This window comes from Sphingobium sp. PNB (assembly GCF_019873065.1).
In the GTDB taxonomy this organism is placed as follows: Bacteria; Pseudomonadota; Alphaproteobacteria; order Sphingomonadales; family Sphingomonadaceae; genus Sphingobium; species Sphingobium fuliginis.
On the sequence record NZ_JAINEZ010000071.1, the window covers coordinates 1 to 14,469 of the forward strand.

At 67.2% G+C, this 14,469-nt stretch carries 19 protein-coding genes; 7 read left to right on the forward strand and 12 right to left on the reverse strand.

Translation table 11 applies throughout. From position 1 onward, the window contains the following. Positions 1-25 precede the first annotated feature (25 nt). The 7 genes from K7W03_RS19995 to K7W03_RS20025 all read right to left on the reverse strand — a co-directional run bounded on the left by K7W03_RS19995 (position 26) and on the right by K7W03_RS20025 (position 2,585). Positions 26-259 (reverse strand): hypothetical protein, encoded by a 234-nt coding sequence (locus K7W03_RS19995; protein ID WP_025549789.1) that lies wholly within the window; start codon positions 257-259, stop codon positions 26-28. Between the two features lie 28 nt (positions 260-287). Next, positions 288-539, reverse strand: coding sequence for a hypothetical protein (locus K7W03_RS20000; protein ID WP_025549790.1), 252 nt, complete (start codon positions 537-539; stop codon positions 288-290). A gap of 31 nt (positions 540-570) precedes the next feature. Beyond that, entirely contained in the window at positions 571-894 is a 324-nt protein-coding gene (locus tag K7W03_RS20005; protein ID WP_413469343.1) for a hypothetical protein, read from the reverse strand. Positions 895-1,022: 128 nt separating this feature from the next. Continuing rightward, on the reverse strand, positions 1,023-1,403 hold the full coding sequence (gene pspC / locus K7W03_RS20010) for an envelope stress response membrane protein PspC (protein ID WP_025549791.1): 381 nt from the start codon (positions 1,401-1,403) through the stop codon (positions 1,023-1,025). Between the two features lies 1 nt (position 1,404). Continuing rightward, entirely contained in the window at positions 1,405-1,701 is a 297-nt protein-coding gene (gene pspB / locus K7W03_RS20015) for an envelope stress response membrane protein PspB (RefSeq protein WP_025549792.1), read from the reverse strand. Positions 1,702-1,704: 3 nt separating this feature from the next. Beyond that, positions 1,705-2,373, reverse strand: a complete 669-nt coding sequence (pspA, locus tag K7W03_RS20020; RefSeq protein WP_222887140.1) for a phage shock protein PspA — start codon at positions 2,371-2,373, stop codon at positions 1,705-1,707. Positions 2,374-2,411: 38 nt separating this feature from the next. Continuing rightward, entirely contained in the window at positions 2,412-2,585 is a 174-nt protein-coding gene (locus tag K7W03_RS20025; RefSeq protein ID WP_165363315.1) for a hypothetical protein, read from the reverse strand. Positions 2,586-2,760: 175 nt separating this feature from the next. Between K7W03_RS20025 and pspF the strand changes: the two genes are divergently transcribed. Beyond that, the gene (gene pspF, locus K7W03_RS20030; protein ID WP_048576936.1) at positions 2,761-3,783 is read left to right on the forward strand and encodes a phage shock protein operon transcriptional activator; all 1,023 of its coding nucleotides are present in this window, start codon (positions 2,761-2,763) and stop codon (positions 3,781-3,783) included. A gap of 140 nt (positions 3,784-3,923) precedes the next feature. Here the strand turns inward: pspF and K7W03_RS20035 are convergent, their stop codons facing one another. Continuing rightward, on the reverse strand, positions 3,924-4,802 hold the full coding sequence (locus K7W03_RS20035; RefSeq protein WP_048576935.1) for a 3-hydroxybutyryl-CoA dehydrogenase: 879 nt from the start codon (positions 4,800-4,802) through the stop codon (positions 3,924-3,926). A 179-nt stretch (positions 4,803-4,981) separates the two neighbouring features. Between K7W03_RS20035 and K7W03_RS20040 the strand changes: the two genes are divergently transcribed. From K7W03_RS20040 to pal, 6 genes are all read left to right on the forward strand, one after another. Then, positions 4,982-5,452, forward strand: coding sequence for a YbgC/FadM family acyl-CoA thioesterase (locus K7W03_RS20040; protein WP_044660419.1), 471 nt, complete (start codon positions 4,982-4,984; stop codon positions 5,450-5,452). Beyond that, the gene (gene tolQ, locus K7W03_RS20045; RefSeq protein WP_044660420.1) at positions 5,449-6,168 is read left to right on the forward strand and encodes a protein TolQ; all 720 of its coding nucleotides are present in this window, start codon (positions 5,449-5,451) and stop codon (positions 6,166-6,168) included. The genes K7W03_RS20040 and tolQ overlap by 4 nt, the downstream gene beginning before the upstream one ends. A 22-nt stretch (positions 6,169-6,190) precedes the next feature. Continuing rightward, on the forward strand, positions 6,191-6,658 hold the full coding sequence (gene tolR, locus K7W03_RS20050; protein WP_025549797.1) for a protein TolR: 468 nt from the start codon (positions 6,191-6,193) through the stop codon (positions 6,656-6,658). An 18-nt stretch (positions 6,659-6,676) separates the two neighbouring features. Beyond that, on the forward strand, positions 6,677-7,660 hold the full coding sequence (locus tag K7W03_RS20055) for a cell envelope biogenesis protein TolA (protein WP_222887149.1): 984 nt from the start codon (positions 6,677-6,679) through the stop codon (positions 7,658-7,660). A 32-nt stretch (positions 7,661-7,692) separates the two neighbouring features. Next, positions 7,693-9,006: a Tol-Pal system beta propeller repeat protein TolB gene (gene tolB / locus K7W03_RS20060; protein ID WP_222887141.1), complete on the forward strand. Its 1,314-nt coding sequence runs from the start codon at positions 7,693-7,695 to the stop codon at positions 9,004-9,006. A 114-nt stretch (positions 9,007-9,120) separates the two neighbouring features. Next, the gene (gene pal, locus K7W03_RS20065) at positions 9,121-9,633 is read left to right on the forward strand and encodes a peptidoglycan-associated lipoprotein Pal (RefSeq protein WP_044660423.1); all 513 of its coding nucleotides are present in this window, start codon (positions 9,121-9,123) and stop codon (positions 9,631-9,633) included. 133 nt (positions 9,634-9,766) lie between these two features. Here pal and K7W03_RS20070 read toward each other — a convergent pair whose 3' ends face one another. From K7W03_RS20070 to K7W03_RS20085, 4 genes are all read right to left on the reverse strand, one after another. Further along, the gene (locus K7W03_RS20070) at positions 9,767-11,155 is read right to left on the reverse strand and encodes an efflux transporter outer membrane subunit (RefSeq protein WP_222887142.1); all 1,389 of its coding nucleotides are present in this window, start codon (positions 11,153-11,155) and stop codon (positions 9,767-9,769) included. Between the two features lie 109 nt (positions 11,156-11,264). Then, a complete protein-coding gene (locus K7W03_RS20075; RefSeq protein ID WP_140042643.1) occupies positions 11,265-12,182 on the reverse strand; it encodes an efflux RND transporter periplasmic adaptor subunit in 918 nt (305 codons plus the stop codon). After that, positions 12,179-12,394 (reverse strand): DUF1656 domain-containing protein, encoded by a 216-nt coding sequence (locus K7W03_RS20080; RefSeq protein WP_025549801.1) that lies wholly within the window; start codon positions 12,392-12,394, stop codon positions 12,179-12,181. The genes K7W03_RS20075 and K7W03_RS20080 overlap by 4 nt, the downstream gene beginning before the upstream one ends. Beyond that, entirely contained in the window at positions 12,391-14,451 is a 2,061-nt protein-coding gene (locus tag K7W03_RS20085) for an FUSC family protein (RefSeq protein WP_222887143.1), read from the reverse strand. The genes K7W03_RS20080 and K7W03_RS20085 overlap by 4 nt, the downstream gene beginning before the upstream one ends. Between the last annotated feature and the right edge of the window lie 18 nt (positions 14,452-14,469).

Sequence of the window (14,469 nt, forward strand, 5' to 3'; positions counted from 1 at the left end):
TCGCGGGAGGGGGAGCAACGGATTTTCAGAGGTCCACGCCCGCGGCGATCGCTTCCAGCTTGCGGATGCGTTCCTTGAGGTCGGCCACCTCGATCCGCGTCGCGGTGGAGGGTGGTGCTGCCTCGTCCGTTCCGCGGGCGAGTTCCGCGCGCTTCAGGTCCAGCCAGCCATTCCATCCCCGCAGGGCGGTGGCGGCGACGATGGCGAGTCCGGTCAGACCCGCGACCGCCAATGTCAAAGTGATGAGGGGGTCCTGCATATCGTCCTCCCTGTGATGGTGGGCCGCGTCAGTCGCGATCCCGGAGCTTGTCGAATTCGCGGTCCAGCGCGGTGCTGCTGTCCGTGGCCAGCCGTTCCAGCACGGCGACCCGGTCCTTCAGCGCCTTCACCTCCGCACGGAGCCGTTCGGCTTCCGGATCGGGTCCGCGCTGGACCAGTTCCTCGCCCTTGTGGCGGCGGACGATGCCATATTTGGCGCGAACGACGCTGGCGATTGCCGCTATGGCGACGATGGCGACGACCATTTCGAACGGATTCATGACTTTTTTCCCTTGCTGAGCGTGGGGCCCTTCAGTTGGCGGGGCCGCGCAGGCGCTCGATTTCCCTGTTCAATGCGTGACTTTCAGCGGTGACGATGCGCTCGACCACGGCCAGCCTGTCCTTCATCGATCCGAGTTCGGCACGGAGCTGGGCGTTTTCCTGGGTCAGCAGGCTGATCCGTTCCATCGCCTCATTGCCCGCCCTGGGATAGACGGCCTGGCCCCAGGCCCCATCCAACGGATAACCATGCTTGATCCGCAGCCAGGTGGTGAAGATCCATCCGCCCACACCGATCCCGGTACAGATCGCGATCAGCGGCGCGAGTTGCGCGAACATCGCGAATTGTTCCGACATGGCAAACCTCCCTCATTCCGCTCCCCATGGGCGCGGCCCATCAGATGTTGGATTTCTCAGACAAATTGGCCGGCTTTTCGACAGGCTCCCAAGCCCGTTCGATAAACGGCGTAGGCGATGCGATTCCGTCAGCGCAGGCTGTCGATCTCATCCGCCAGCCGGGTGTTGCGGCTGGTATAGTAGGTTTCGATGTCGGCCAGGCGCCGGTCGATGTCGCGAAACTTGGACCGCACGTCGCGGGTGGAGCGCGCCGGATTGGTGCGCACGCCCTGCCAGAATTTCTGGTCGTCGCGGTCGGCATAGAGGCCCAGCGGCTTGTTCTCGGCAAAATAGGCGACGACGAAATAGGCGATCAGCGTCCAGGGAAAGGCCCCCATCAGCGTCACCAGCACGGCGCCGACCCGGACCCACAGCACGTCGATCCCCGTATAGTCGGCAATGCCGGCGCAGACGCCCATCCATTTGCCGTTCTGCTTGTCGAGATAGAATTTGGTGCGACGGGCAGCCATCTCAATTCCTCCTGTCGGGATTTTGGCGTTCGGGATATGGGCGGTCGAACTCATAGCCATCGTCCTGCGACGGACGGGCGGGGCGGAAATCGGGGTTGTCGGCGGCGACGATCCGTTCGACCGTCTGCAGCCGCTCCTCCAGCCGCCGGGCGAGCAGATGCAGCTCGTCCAGCAGCTTCTCGTCCTCATCGGTGATCTTGGGCGCCTGCTTCCACTTGGTGACATAGTGGAAGATCAGCCAGGGCATGCCGATGAACAGCATGCCGCAGATCATGATGGGCAGGAACACGTCCTCCATGCGTCACTCTCCCTTGTTCATGGACGCCTTGAGCGCGGCCAGTTCGGCATCGACCTTGTCGCTGGCCTTCAGCTCGGCAATCTCTTCCTCCAGCGTCTTGGGCTGGGCGCCAAGGCCCATGGCGTCCGCGCGGCCTTCGGCCATGTCGACCCGCCGTTCCAGCATGTCGAAGCGGGCGAAGGCGTCGTTCACCTTCTCGCCGGCATAGGCTTCGCGGACGCGCAGGCGATTCTGGGCGCTTTCCATGCGGGTCACAAGGCTGTTCTGGCGGGCGCGCGCCTCGCGCAGCTTGGCCTGGAGCTTTGCGATGTCCTCTTCGGAGGCGCGCAGCGCTTCGTCCAGCACCCCGATCTCATGGGAAAGCTGCTCCGCCATGTCGGCTGCCTTCTGCTTTTCCACCAGCGCGGCCTTGGCAAGGTCTTCGCGGTCCTTGCTGAGCGCGAGCTGGGCCTTTTCCGTCCAGCTGTCCTGCAGGCCCTGAAGCTTGGCGATGTGGCGCCGCATTTCCTTCTGGTCGGCGATGGTGCGGGCAGCAGAGGCGCGCACCTCGACCAGCGTCTCCTCCATTTCGAGGATGATCATGCGGATCATCTTCGCCGGGTCTTCCGCCCGGTCGAGCAGGTCGGTGACATTGGTGGCGATGATGTCGCGGGTGCGGGAGAAAATACCCATTTGAACTTCACTCCTGGTACGAACTTGTTAGGCAGGCCTTACGCCAGATAGTGCAAGGCTGCGGGGCATTCCTTGTTCGCGAGCATCGGGATTTCGCTGGCGCGGGCCGGGCCGACCGCCGAAAGGATCAGGGTCGATCCGAACAGGACGGAGGCGATGGCGACGGACAGGAACTGGCCGATTTCGCGAACGCTGTTGCTTTGCTTTTCCATGATAAACTCCTGAACCTTGGCCTTCGTCGATGTGCCGCTTGATGCGTCAGCGGCTTCGCTTTCCGGCTTTGCAGAAGCCGTGCCAATTTGCGGAAATGGCGGAGTTTCGCGGTTTTTTACGATTGTCCGAATATTGGGCTTGCCGAAAGATGGGAAATTTCACCATAAGTTGGGGATGGAGAAAAATACCCAGTTCGTCGGCCAGTCGCTGGCCTTTCTGGATGCGGTCGAACAGGCCGGGCGGGCGGCAGAACTCAACCGGCCGGTCCTGGTCATCGGCGAACGCGGGACCGGCAAGGAACTGATCGCCGAGCGCCTTCACCACCTCTCGCCGCGCTGGGACGAACCGCTGATCGTCATGAACTGCGCGGCCCTGCCCGAAACGCTGATCGAGGCGGAACTGTTCGGCCATGAACAGGGCGCCTTCACCGGCGCGGCGCGGGCGCGGGCGGGGCGGTTCGAGGAAGCCGATGGCGGCACGCTGTTTCTGGACGAGCTGGGCACGCTGTCCATGGCGGCGCAGGAGCGGCTGCTGCGGGTCATCGAATATGGGGAGGTGACGCGGATCGGGGCGTCGAAGCCCATGACCGTCGACGTGCGGATCGTCGCGGCGACCAATGAGGATTTGCCCGCCGCCGCCGATGCCGGGCGGTTCCGGCCCGACCTGCTGGACCGGCTGAGCTTCGAGGTGATCACCTTGCCGCCGCTGCGGGCGCGGGAGGGGGATGTCGCGGTGCTGGCCGATCATTTCGGGCGGCGCATGGCGGCGGAGATCGGCTGGCCGCAATGGCCCGGCTTTTCCGCCGCCTGCATGGCCGAGCTGGAGGCGCATGACTGGCCCGGCAATGTGCGCGAGCTGCGCAATGTGGTGGAACGGGCGGTCTATCGCTGGAATGAGCCCGGGCGGCCGGTCGCGGCGATCGTGTTCGATCCCTTCGCCTCGCCGTGGAAGCCCAAGCCGCTGATGGCGGCGCAAGCGGCGGTGGAAGCCGCGCCCATGGGTTCACCCGCTCCGGTCGCGAACGGCCATGACGCGATCACCGACCTCAAATCCGCCGTCGATGCGCATGAGGCCGCCATCGTGCGGGCGGCGCTGGAGCGCTACCGCTACAACCAGCGGGCGACGGCGAAGGGATTGGGGCTGACCTATGACCAGCTTCGCCATTGCATGAAGAAACATGGGTTGAGCGCGGGGTAGCCACCTCCCGCAAGCGGGAGGGGCTGGAGGTGGGGGTGGGCATGCCGCGCCAGCGGCAATTTGCAATTGAGGACAGAAGCTCGCTCCGCTCGCGCCCACCCCTAACCCCACCCGTCTACGGGAGGGGGACTATTGTCCTCTTAACGCGTCGGCACGGGCTCCGCGCCCGAATAATCGTAAAAGCCCTTGCCGGTCTTCCGCCCGAGCCAGCCCGCCTCGACATATTTCACCAGCAGCGGCGCGGGGCGATATTTGGGATCGCCGGTCGTGTTCTGAAGCACCTTGCAGATTTCCAGGCAGGTATCGAGACCGATGAAATCAGCCAGCGTCAGCGGACCCATGGGATGGTTGAGGCCCAGCATCGCGCCCTTGTCGATGTCGACCACGCTGCCCACGCCCTCGCCCAGCGCGAACACCGCCTCGTTGAGCATCGGCAGCAGGATGCGGTTCACCACGAAGCCCGGCGCGTCGAAGGCATGGACGACCTGCTTGCCCAGGCTGGCGGCGAAGCCCTCCACCGCGCTCACCGTCTCCGCGCTGGTGGCGAGGCCGCGAATGACCTCGACCAGCGCCATGACCGGCACCGGGTTGAAGAAATGCACGCCCACGAAGCGCCCCGCGTCGGGCGCCGCCTGCGCCAGCCGGGTGATCGGGATGGAGGAGGTGTTGGAGGCGAGGATCGCATCGCCGGCCAGCAGGGCGCCGACATTGGCGAAGATCGAACGCTTGATCTCTTCCCGCTCGGTCGCGGCTTCGATCACCAACTGGCAGGCGGCCAGCGGCGCGACTTCGCCCACCGGCGTGATCCGGGCGATGGCGGCGTCGGCGTCGGCCTGCGCCAGCTTGCCCTTTTCCACAGCCTTTGCGAGTTGACGGATGATGCCGTCGCGGCCCTTCTGCGCGCGGGGCAGGTCGATGTCGGACAGGATCACCTCATAGCCCGCCTGCGCCGCCACCTGCGCGATGCCCGCGCCCATCTGGCCCGCGCCGATCACGCCCACGGTCCGAATATCCGTCATTGCCGAAACCCTCCTGCACAGAATCCTGTTCGCCGTCCCCGTAGCGCCATGGCAGGCGGGCCGCCAGAGCTTCCGCACGGGCGAAAGCGGACGGAAAGCCCCGGACGGTCGGCGGAGCGCTGATCTTTCTGTGATTTCCCGCTTTGCGCCGCGCCTGCTTGATGGTTAAAAGCCCCGGCATGTCCGTTTCAGACCTGCTGCCCGCGCCGGCGACCGGAAGGTTCATTGCCGCCGTGCATCACTTCCCGCTGCGCGTCTATTTCGAGGACACCGATCTGTCCGGCCTCGTCTATCACGCCAATTATCTGCGCTATATGGAGCGGGCGCGGTCGGACATGCTGCGCATCGCGGGGATCGACCAGCGCGGCAATCTGGAGGGGGGAGAGGGCGTCTATGCCGTCACCGACCTTCAGCTCCATTACCGCCGCCCCGCCAGGCTGGACGATGACCTGATGGTCGTGAGCCGCGTCACCAAAGTCGGCGCCGCTTCATGTTCCATTCATCAGACGGTCATGCGCGATGGGGAAATACTGACGCAAGGCGATGTTTCCGTCGCCTTCCTGACGCCCCAGGGCCGCCCGCGCCGGCAACCCAAGCCCTGGACCGACATTTTCAGCCGTTTGATGAGAGGGGAAGACATCAACCCATGAGCCTTTCGATGCCCGACGTTGGCCTTGCGGTCGGCAATGCCGCGCAAGCCGCCACCATTTCGCCGCTGGCCCTGTTCCTTCAGGCCGACATCGTCGTGAAGGTGGTGATGCTGGGCCTGCTGCTGGCCAGCATCTGGACCTGGGCGATGATCATCGGCTTCAGCTTCACCCTGCGCAAGGCGAGCCGGCAGAGCCGGGCGTTCGAGCAGGATTTCTGGAAGGCGGAGGATATAGACCGCTTCTACGAAGCCCGCGGCAAGGCGGAATTCCCCGCCGCCAGGGTGATGGCCGCGGGCGTCACCGAATGGCGCCGCTCCACCGCGCAGAAGGTGATCGACCGGGAGGGCACCCGCGACCGGCTGTCGACCGCCATGTCCAGCACCATCGCGGCGGAGGTCGACCGGCTGTCGGACCGGCTGAACATCCTGGCCACCATCGGGTCGGTCGCGCCCTTCGTCGGGCTGTTCGGCACGGTATGGGGCATCATGCGGGCCTTCACCAGCATCGCGGCGGAGCAGAACAGCAGCCTGGCGGTCGTGGCGCCGGGCATTGCGGAGGCGCTGTTCGCCACCGCCATCGGCCTGTTCGCGGCGATCCCGGCGGTGATCGCCTACAACCGCTTCAGCCATGGCATCAACCGGATGGAATCGGGGCTGACGCGCTTTGCCGACGGCTTCTATTCGACGCTGAGCCGCGAGCTGGAGGCGCAGCGGTGACGGGTGAAAGAGGAGCGCGCTGATGGCCATGTCCGGACCTCCCTCCGGCCGGCGCGGTCGTCACCGCGCGCCGATGGCGGACATCAACGTCACGCCGCTGGTCGACGTCATGCTGGTGCTGCTGATCATCTTCATGGTGACGGCGCCGCTGCTGGTCACGGGCGTGCCGGTGAACCTGCCCGAAACCCGCGCCAAGGGGCTGGACCAGGACCAGAAGCCGACCGTGGTGTCGATCGATCGCGACGGCGGGGTCTTCATCGACGACGCGCAGATCAGCGACGCCGAACTGCCCGGCCGCCTGGCCGAGATCATGTCCGCCAATGCGGGCAAGGCCGAACCGCCGCAGATATTCCTGCGCGCCGACAAGGGGCTGGACTATGGCCGGGTGATGCTGGTCATGGGCGAGCTGAACCGGGCGGGACTCAACAAGGTCGCGCTGGTCAGCACCGGTTCCGAAGGCGGTTCCGCTGTCAGCAGCGGTTCAGAATAGGGGCCATAGGTCGTGGCGATGGATCGCGCGGAGAAAATCGGCCTTGGCGTGGCGACGGCGGGACATGTCCTGCTGTTCGGCCTGCTGTCGTCCGGCTTTCTGGCCACTCCCAACCCCCTGAAGCTCAATTCGCCGCCGATGGACGTCAGCCTGGTGGATGAGGTGGCGCTGAAGTCGACGGCGCCGCAGGTGTCGACCCAGCCGCCCCCGCCCAGCGTTGCACCGGAGCAGGGCCCGACCGAGGATGCCGCGCCTGCGCCGGAACCCGAGCCGGCGCCGCAGCCCGAACCGACCCCGGCGGCGCCGGCTCCCCGGCCCGCGCCGCCCAAGCCGGTGGCAAAGCCAGCGCCGCCCAAGCCGGTGGCAAAGCCAGCGCCGCCCAAGCCCGCGCCCGCTCCGCCGAAGAAGAATGTACCCGCCGCCAAGCCCAAGCCGGCGGCGGAAAAACCCGCCCCCGCCAAGTCCAAGCCTGCGCCGGAAAAACCCAAGCCAGCCGCCGCCGCGCCCGCCAAGGCGTCGCAGAAGCCCGCGGCCAGGCCTAGGTCCGACGCGCCTGCCCGCGCTTCGGGACAGGGCAAGGCGGACAAGCCCAAGGGATCACTGCTCGGCAAGGATTTCCTGAAGGGCATCGACACCGAGGATGACGCGCCGCGCAAGCCCGCGCCGCCGCCCGCCGCCGCCATGGGCCCCGCGCAGAAGGCCGCGCTGGACGCGGAAATCCGCCGCCAGCTCAAGCCCTATTGGAAGTCCCCCAGCGGCGCGGACATCGAGCAGCTTCGCACCTTCGTCGACGTGCAGCTTGCCCGCGACGGTTCGCTCGCGGGGCAGCCGCAGGTCGTCAACACCACCGGCATCACCGCCAGCAACCGCACGCAGGTGACGCTGCATCAGGAACTGGCGGTGAAGGCGATCCGCCTGGCCGCGCCGTTCAAGCTGCCGCCCGCTCTTTATGATGGCTGGAAATCCCTCCGCATCTCCTTCGACAAGAGGCTATCGCAATGACCCGACCCTTCAGGACAGGAAAGGCCCGAGCCATGTTCGGCGCCACGCTGGGGGCGCTGCTGCTGGCGTTCGCGCCCGCCGCTTCCGCGCAGCTCAGCGTCGATGTGACGGACGAATCCTCCTCCAACCTCAAGATCGTCGTCCCCGCGCTGCCGGCGCAGGCGGAAGTCTCCACGCCCGCGGGCGGTTCGACCGAACTGGGGCGCAAGATCGCGGAGGTGATCGCCGCCGACCTCAAGGGGTCGGGCCTGTTCGATCCCTCCGGCCCCGGCGGCATTCCGACCATCGCCTTTCCCGAAGTCACCAATCCCGCCTACGATAAATGGGGCGCCTATCAGGCGCTGGTGCAGGGCTTCGTCCGCACCACCGGGGGCGAGGCGGACATCACCGTCGGCTGCTATCTCTACGACGTGGCGCTGAAGCAGGAACTGACGCGGCAGGGCTATGTCGTCGCGCCCCGCGACTGGCGGCGGGCCGCGCATAAATGCGCCGACGCCATCTATGCGCGCCTGTCGGGGGAAAGCCCCTTCTTCGACAGCCGCATCGCCTATATCGCGGAAAGCGGTCCCAAGGGGAACCGCACCAAGCGCCTCGCCATCATGGATTCGGACGGCGCGAACCACCGTTTCATCACCAATGGCCAGTCGATCGCGCTGACGCCGCGCTTTTCGCCCGACTACAAGTCGATCGTCTATGTGAGCTATCTGAACAACCGGGTCCGCATCTATGTCTATGACATCGGCACGGGACGGCAGCGGCTGGTGACGGAAAGCAACAATCCGACCTTCGCGCCGCGCTGGTCGCCCGACGGCCGCAACATCCTCTTTTCCATGGCGATCGCCGGCAATACGGACATCTATCGCGTTTCGGCCGGCGGCGGCGCGCCCGTGCGCCTGACCACGGCGCCGGGCATCGATGTCGGCGGCAGCTATTCGCCCGACGGCCGCCAGATCGTCTTCGAAAGCGACCGCTCCGGCAGCCAGCAGATCTATGTCATGAACGCCGACGGTTCGGGCCAGCGCCGGATCAGCCATGGCGGCGGCCGCTATGCGACGCCCGAATGGAGCCCGCGCGGCGACCTGATCGCCTTCACCAAGATTTCGGGCGACTTCAAGATCGCGGTCATGACGCCGACCGGCGACAATGAGCGCATCCTGACCAATGGCTGGCAGGATGAGCAGCCGAGCTGGTCGCCCAATGGCCGCGTGCTGCAATATTTCCGCACCACGCCGGGCCGGGAGGGCAGCAGCCAGGTGTGGCAGGTCGACCTGACCGGCGTGAACGAACGGCGCATACCGACGCCGCTCAGCGGTTCGGACCCGGCCTGGGGGCCCTTGCTGCCCTGATATGCGCGGCCATCCCACTCAGGACGGACTGCCCACGCTCCTGATCTGCATTATATCGGAACCGAATCGTCCCGACTGCGTAACGACTTTCAGACCATGTTGAGGAGCAACCCGATGAAACTATCCCGTCCCCTGCTGATGGCGACCGCCGTCATAGCCCTTGCCGCCTGCTCCAAGAAGCCGCCGCAGGAACTGCCGCCTGCCCCCGGCGGCGACGGTTCGGCCCAGACCGGCGGACCGGCGACGCCTTCGGGCCCGGTCAAGGGCAGCCAGGAGGATTTCGTGGCTTCCGTCTCGTCGGACCGCATCCTGTTCGACACCGACCAATATGATGTCGACGCGCAGGATCAGCAGATACTGCAGAGCCAGGCGGCCTGGCTGCAACAGAACCCCAATGTCCGCGTGACCATAGAGGGTCATGCCGACGAGCGCGGCACCCGCGACTATAATATCGCCTTGGGCGAGCGCCGCGCCAATGCGGCGAAGAACTATCTCGCGTCGCTGGGCATCGACGCCGGCCGCATCACCACCGTCAGCTATGGCAAGGAACGCCCCGCCGCCCTGGGTTCGGACGAAGCGGCCTGGGCGCAGAACCGCCGCGCGGTGACGGTCACCGTCCAATATTGATCCCGTGAAGCATTGGAGTCCCAACAGCTCCATAACCCGCCGGTCCCCAGGATCGGCGGGTGTTCTTTTTCCCTTTGAATGGCAGCCAGTTCCCGCGCAGGAGCATGTTGCGCCCTGATCTGGTCAAACCAGCTTACGACCAGCCACCGCCGAGAGCGAGGAAGATGGCGATCTGGTCCTGCACCAACTGCACCCGCGCCGCCGCCGCCGAAGCCTCCGCATTGGCGAGCGAGCGCTGCGCGTCCAGCAGGGACAGGAAATCGCCGCGCCCGAAGCGGAACAGCTTGCCCGCCTGCGCCGCCGAAACGCCTGCGCTATCCCGCGCCCGGTCGAGCGCGGCCGTCTGCTCGGCATGGCGGCGGTAGCTTTCCAGCGCCGTTTCCGTCTGCCGCAAAGCCTCCAGCACGGTCCCGTCGAAACGGGCGAGATCGGCCTGTACCTGCGCATCGGCCTGCGCGATCCGCGCCCTGACGACAGGCCGGTTGGGGAAGCTCCAGCTCAGCAGCGGTCCCAGGTTCATGCCGAAGCTGGTGCCCGAACCGAAGCTTTTGAGAGGTCCGGCGAGCCCCAGCGATCCGCCGATGCTGACCTGCGGATAGAGGTCCGCGGTCGCCACCCCGACGCGGGCGGTGTCGGCGGCGATGCTGCGTTCCGCCTGCCGGATGTCGGGCCGCCGCCGGATCAGCGCCGCGCCGTCGCCCACGGGCATGGGCGCGTTCAGCGCCGGCAGCGTCGCGCAGCCCTCCACTTCCCTGGGATAATCCGCGGGCGATCGCCCCAGCAACGTCGCCAGCAGATAGAGTCCGCTCTGCCGCTGTGCATCGAAGGCGGGAAGGCTCGCCTCGCTGGCGTCGACCGCCGCCTGCGCCCGGCTGACGTCGAAGGCGGTGCCGCGCCCGCCCCTGAACAGCCGCTGGGTGGCGTTGAGCGTCTCCCGCTGAAGCGCGACGACGCGCCGGTTGACGGTCAGGGAATAATTGGCGGCGCAGACCTGCGCATAGGCCCTGGCCGTGGCGGCCGCCACGCTGACCCGCACATAGTCGCGCGCCGCCACGACCGTTTCCAGATCGGCGGTGCTCGCCTCTATCGCGCGCCTGATCCGGCCGTTGAGGTCGAGTGGATAGGAGGCGGCAAGGCCCAGATCATAGCCGACCACGCCCGGCAGGCTCTCCGCCGTGCCGGAAGGCCGGGCAAGCGTCCCGCCGCCGCTGACCGTGGTGCCGACGGTGCGCCCGGCCTCCGCCTCGCGCAGCACCGCCTCCGCCGCGGTCAGGTTCGCATCCGCCACGCGCAGGTCGGTGTTGGCGGCGAGCGCCTGTTCGACCAACGCATCGAGCCGGGGATCGTTATAGAGCCGCCACCAATGATCGGGCAGTTCGGCATCGGTGAAACTGGGGTCCTGCGCCGACACGAAAGCGCCCTGCGCGGCGGGGGCGGTTGCGGCGGACTTTTCCAGCGGGCGATAGTCCGGGCCCGCGGTGGCGCAGGCGGCCAGCGCCAAGGCCAGAAAGGGCGTCCACATCTTTGCCCCACATCCGCTCCCTTCGGGTGAAGGCTGTCGGCTTCCCAAGAAAGAAAAGGGCTTCGACAAGCTCAGCCCGAACGGCGAGAAGGTGTCGGGAGCCGCGACATTATGCATGGCGGCACGCTCCCGGTTTCGCGTCCTTCCGCGCCGGTTCGATCGTCACCGTGGCCGTGCGCCCGGCGATCAGCTTCACCTCCGGCGGTACCCGCGTCAGCTTCACCCGTACCGGAATGCGCTGGGCCAGGCGGACCCAGGAGAAGGTCGGCTCGACGGTCGGCAGCAGATTGCCCGAATCCGAACGGCTGCTGTCGTTGATGCCATAGGCGATGCTGTCGACCCGCCCGTAGAGGTCCTGCGCCTCGCCCATCAGCCGCACCGTCACCGGCGCGCCGATGCAGACCAGCGGCAGCTTGGTTTCCTCGAAATAGCCTTCGATGCGCAGGCTGTCGCGGTCGACCAGCGCCATGGCCTGCTGCCCCGCCGCGACGAAATCGCCCGGATGCAGGTCGAGGTTCGTGACCACGCCGTTGACCGAGGCGACCACCCGCGTTCGCTTGAGATTGAGGGCGGCGGCATCGCGCGCGCTCATCGCTTCGGCCAGCGCAGCCTCCGCCGTCGCGACGCGCGCGACATTCTGTTCATGCGCCTCCTTCGCCACCAGTTCGCCCAGCGCGACGTCGCGGGTCGCCTCCCGCCGCGCCTGACCGAGTGTGGCCCGGGCGCTGGCGATCTGCGCCTCCGCCTGCTCCAGCGCCAGCGCATAGCGCGGCCGGTCGATCACGAACAGCAGGTCGCCCGCCCTGACCGCCTGGTTGTCATGCACGGCGACGGAGGTGACGAGCCCGCCAATGTCCGGCGTCACCCGCACCACATCGGCGCGCACCCGCCCGTCGCGGGTCCAGGGGCTGCGCTCATAATGGTTCCACATCCATATCGCCACCAGCACGGCGGCGATGACGATGACGATGGTGGCGGCGCTCCTGATCAGGGCAGGGGGGATCAGCGTGGCGGCAAAACGGTTCATAGGCGGATTCCAAGGGTGGGAACGAGGAGGGCGAGCGCGCCCAGCACCAGCACGAAGATGCTGAGGTCGACCGCCGCGCGATAGGCGAGGAAACGATAGAGGCCGAAAGCGCCGATCAGCCGGGTGACGCCCCAGCTCAGGATCAGCGCCACCAGCGCGAGCAACAACAGGGTCGGCACATAGACGCCGCCCAGGGCGATTTCTCCGGTCATGCGGCCACTCTCCGATAGCCTTCGCTTTCAGGGAACAGGTTGCGGCGCAGGCTGACCAGCGCGAGTATGGCCTCCCGCCGGATCACCGCGCTGGGATTGCGCGACAGGTCGCTGATCGCATGGTCGATGTCGGTGAGCAGGGCGGGCTTCGCGGGCGCGGGCGCATCCGGGTCCAGCCCGCGATAATGCGCGCTGACGCCCGTCAGCACATCGGCCAGCGGCGCCGCTTCATCGGCGGGCAGGTCGAGCCGCAATTGCCGCAATTCGCCAATGGCGACGCCGGTCCGCAGGTCGCGCAGCGCGTCGTAGAGCGGTCGCCCGCTGTCGGACCGCACCGCCGCCAGACGCGGCGCCAACAGGGCGATGCGGTCCAGCATCCGGTTGATCCAGCCGCGCAGATCGGGCGGCGTCATCAACGTGGCGCGGTTGGCGATGTCGTTCCAGCCCGCGCGCACCGTGCGCCGGATCGCCCGCTCCACCCCCGCCGACTGCAACAGCCCGGCCATGATGATCGCGAACCAGATGCCCACCAGCTGCGCCACGGTGCCGTTGGCGTAGCTGGCAAAGGCGCTGACATAGCGATCCGACAGCAGCACCGGGCTGCCCAGCCCCAACAGCGTCGGCAGGGCGATGCCCATCCAGCGCGGCGACGCCATCATCGTGCCGAGCAGCAACAGCATCGGCGCATAGGCGGCCGCCAGCATGGCGAAGCCGTCGAGGCGCGGCATGATCGCATAGCCATAGACCGCGCCGAGCAGCGAAGCGGCGATGGTTCCGATCATGAAGCCCTTGAGCGGCGCCAGCGGATTGTCCGACGCCGCGAACAGGGAAAGGAACACGCCCGCCAGCATCACCGCGCTGCCGCCGTCCTTCCAGCCGCTGCCGATCCACAATGCGCAGCCCACGGCCACGGTGACGAAGGCGCCGAGGGCCCCGCGCGCCGCCCCGGCATAATCCCTGTGCAGTTCGCGGTTGCGCCGCCCCTCCAGCAACTCACCGACGCGGGGGCTGACCGCCTCCCGCCTGTGCGTCACCATCTGGTCGTAAAGGTCGCGGCAGTCGCGATGCGCCGCGATCAGGGCGGCCAGCCGGGCGAACAGGCTGAGGCGCATCATGTCCGCCCACCCCATCTCCGCCCGCGCCGCAGGCTCCAGAGCGGCGCAGCGGGCGATCAGGGCATCCGCCGCCGCGGTGCGAAGGATGATGTCGTCGCCGGGGTCGACGATCCAGGCGCGGACATCCGCGATCAGTTCTTCGACCTCCCGCGGCACCTTTCCGCCGCTTGCCGCCTTCAGCATGGCCAGCCGGTCCTCCACGGCCGCGCCCAGGGGCAGCAGCAGCGAAAGCTGGTCCTGCATCGCGCGCACCGTGCGAACGCGGGGCGCGAGGCGGCTGATGTCGAAGGGCAGGTGCACCGACATCTGGTGCAGTTCGGTGATGTCCTGCGCCAGACGGCGGCGTTCCTGCGCCAGTCCCTCCACCGGCTCCAACGCGATGGCGTCATGCGACCAGCGCTCCGCATCGCGCAGCATCGCCTCCACCCGCACCAGCAGCAGATTGGTAATGGAGCCGGGGAAGACGACGCCATGGACCAGGCTGCCGCACATGATGCCGATGGTGATTTCCTGCACGCGCAGCGTCGCCACGGTGAAGATGGTCTGCGGCGTGTCGACGTCGGGGAAGACGATGAGGCAGGCGCTATAGCCCGCCAGCACGAACATATAGGATCGCGGCGTGCGGTCGAGCAGGGAGACGAAGACGCACAGGGCCAGCCAAAGCGCCATGGCGAGCGACAGCAGTTCCGGCGCATTGACCAGCGGCGGCACGATGGCGACGGAGAAGATCGCGCCGGTCAGCGTGCCGATGACGCGGAACACCGCCTTGGAAATCACCGCCCCGGCCAGCGGCTGGGCGACGATATAGCTGGTCAGGAACGCCCAATAGGGCCGCTCCAGCCCGATGCTGAGCGCGACATAGAGCGCCAGCATCGCCGCCGCGAAGCATTTCAGGGAAAAGAGCGCGGCAGGCCAGCCGATGCGCTCTCCAAGGGCGTTCATATCAGCGCTCGCATGTAG

What these genes read in the sequence shown, in the direction of transcription:
- tolR (WP_025549797.1), top strand. Translation starts at nt 6,191, where the DNA reads ATGGCCATGTCCGGACCTCCCTCCGGCCGGCGCGGTCGTCACCGCGCG.
- K7W03_RS19995 (WP_025549789.1), bottom strand. Translation starts at nt 259, where the DNA reads ATGCAGGACCCCCTCATCACTTTGACATTGGCGGTCGCGGGTCTGACC.
- K7W03_RS20080 (WP_025549801.1), bottom strand. Translation starts at nt 12,394, where the DNA reads ATGACCGGAGAAATCGCCCTGGGCGGCGTCTATGTGCCGACCCTGTTG.
- pspA (WP_222887140.1), bottom strand. Translation starts at nt 2,373, where the DNA reads ATGGGTATTTTCTCCCGCACCCGCGACATCATCGCCACCAATGTCACC.
- pspF (WP_048576936.1), top strand. Translation starts at nt 2,761, where the DNA reads ATGGAGAAAAATACCCAGTTCGTCGGCCAGTCGCTGGCCTTTCTGGAT.
- tolQ (WP_044660420.1), top strand. Translation starts at nt 5,449, where the DNA reads ATGAGCCTTTCGATGCCCGACGTTGGCCTTGCGGTCGGCAATGCCGCG.
- K7W03_RS20005 (WP_413469343.1), bottom strand. Translation starts at nt 894, where the DNA reads ATGTCGGAACAATTCGCGATGTTCGCGCAACTCGCGCCGCTGATCGCG.
- K7W03_RS20035 (WP_048576935.1), bottom strand. Translation starts at nt 4,802, where the DNA reads ATGACGGATATTCGGACCGTGGGCGTGATCGGCGCGGGCCAGATGGGC.
- pspC (WP_025549791.1), bottom strand. Translation starts at nt 1,403, where the DNA reads ATGGCTGCCCGTCGCACCAAATTCTATCTCGACAAGCAGAACGGCAAA.
- K7W03_RS20000 (WP_025549790.1), bottom strand. Translation starts at nt 539, where the DNA reads ATGAATCCGTTCGAAATGGTCGTCGCCATCGTCGCCATAGCGGCAATC.
- K7W03_RS20040 (WP_044660419.1), top strand. Translation starts at nt 4,982, where the DNA reads ATGTCCGTTTCAGACCTGCTGCCCGCGCCGGCGACCGGAAGGTTCATT.
- K7W03_RS20055 (WP_222887149.1), top strand. Translation starts at nt 6,677, where the DNA reads ATGGATCGCGCGGAGAAAATCGGCCTTGGCGTGGCGACGGCGGGACAT.
- pal (WP_044660423.1), top strand. Translation starts at nt 9,121, where the DNA reads ATGAAACTATCCCGTCCCCTGCTGATGGCGACCGCCGTCATAGCCCTT.
- K7W03_RS20025 (WP_165363315.1), bottom strand. Translation starts at nt 2,585, where the DNA reads ATGGAAAAGCAAAGCAACAGCGTTCGCGAAATCGGCCAGTTCCTGTCC.
- K7W03_RS20085 (WP_222887143.1), bottom strand. Translation starts at nt 14,451, where the DNA reads ATGAACGCCCTTGGAGAGCGCATCGGCTGGCCTGCCGCGCTCTTTTCC.
- tolB (WP_222887141.1), top strand. Translation starts at nt 7,693, where the DNA reads ATGTTCGGCGCCACGCTGGGGGCGCTGCTGCTGGCGTTCGCGCCCGCC.
- K7W03_RS20075 (WP_140042643.1), bottom strand. Translation starts at nt 12,182, where the DNA reads ATGAACCGTTTTGCCGCCACGCTGATCCCCCCTGCCCTGATCAGGAGC.
- K7W03_RS20070 (WP_222887142.1), bottom strand. Translation starts at nt 11,155, where the DNA reads ATGTGGACGCCCTTTCTGGCCTTGGCGCTGGCCGCCTGCGCCACCGCG.
- pspB (WP_025549792.1), bottom strand. Translation starts at nt 1,701, where the DNA reads ATGGAGGACGTGTTCCTGCCCATCATGATCTGCGGCATGCTGTTCATC.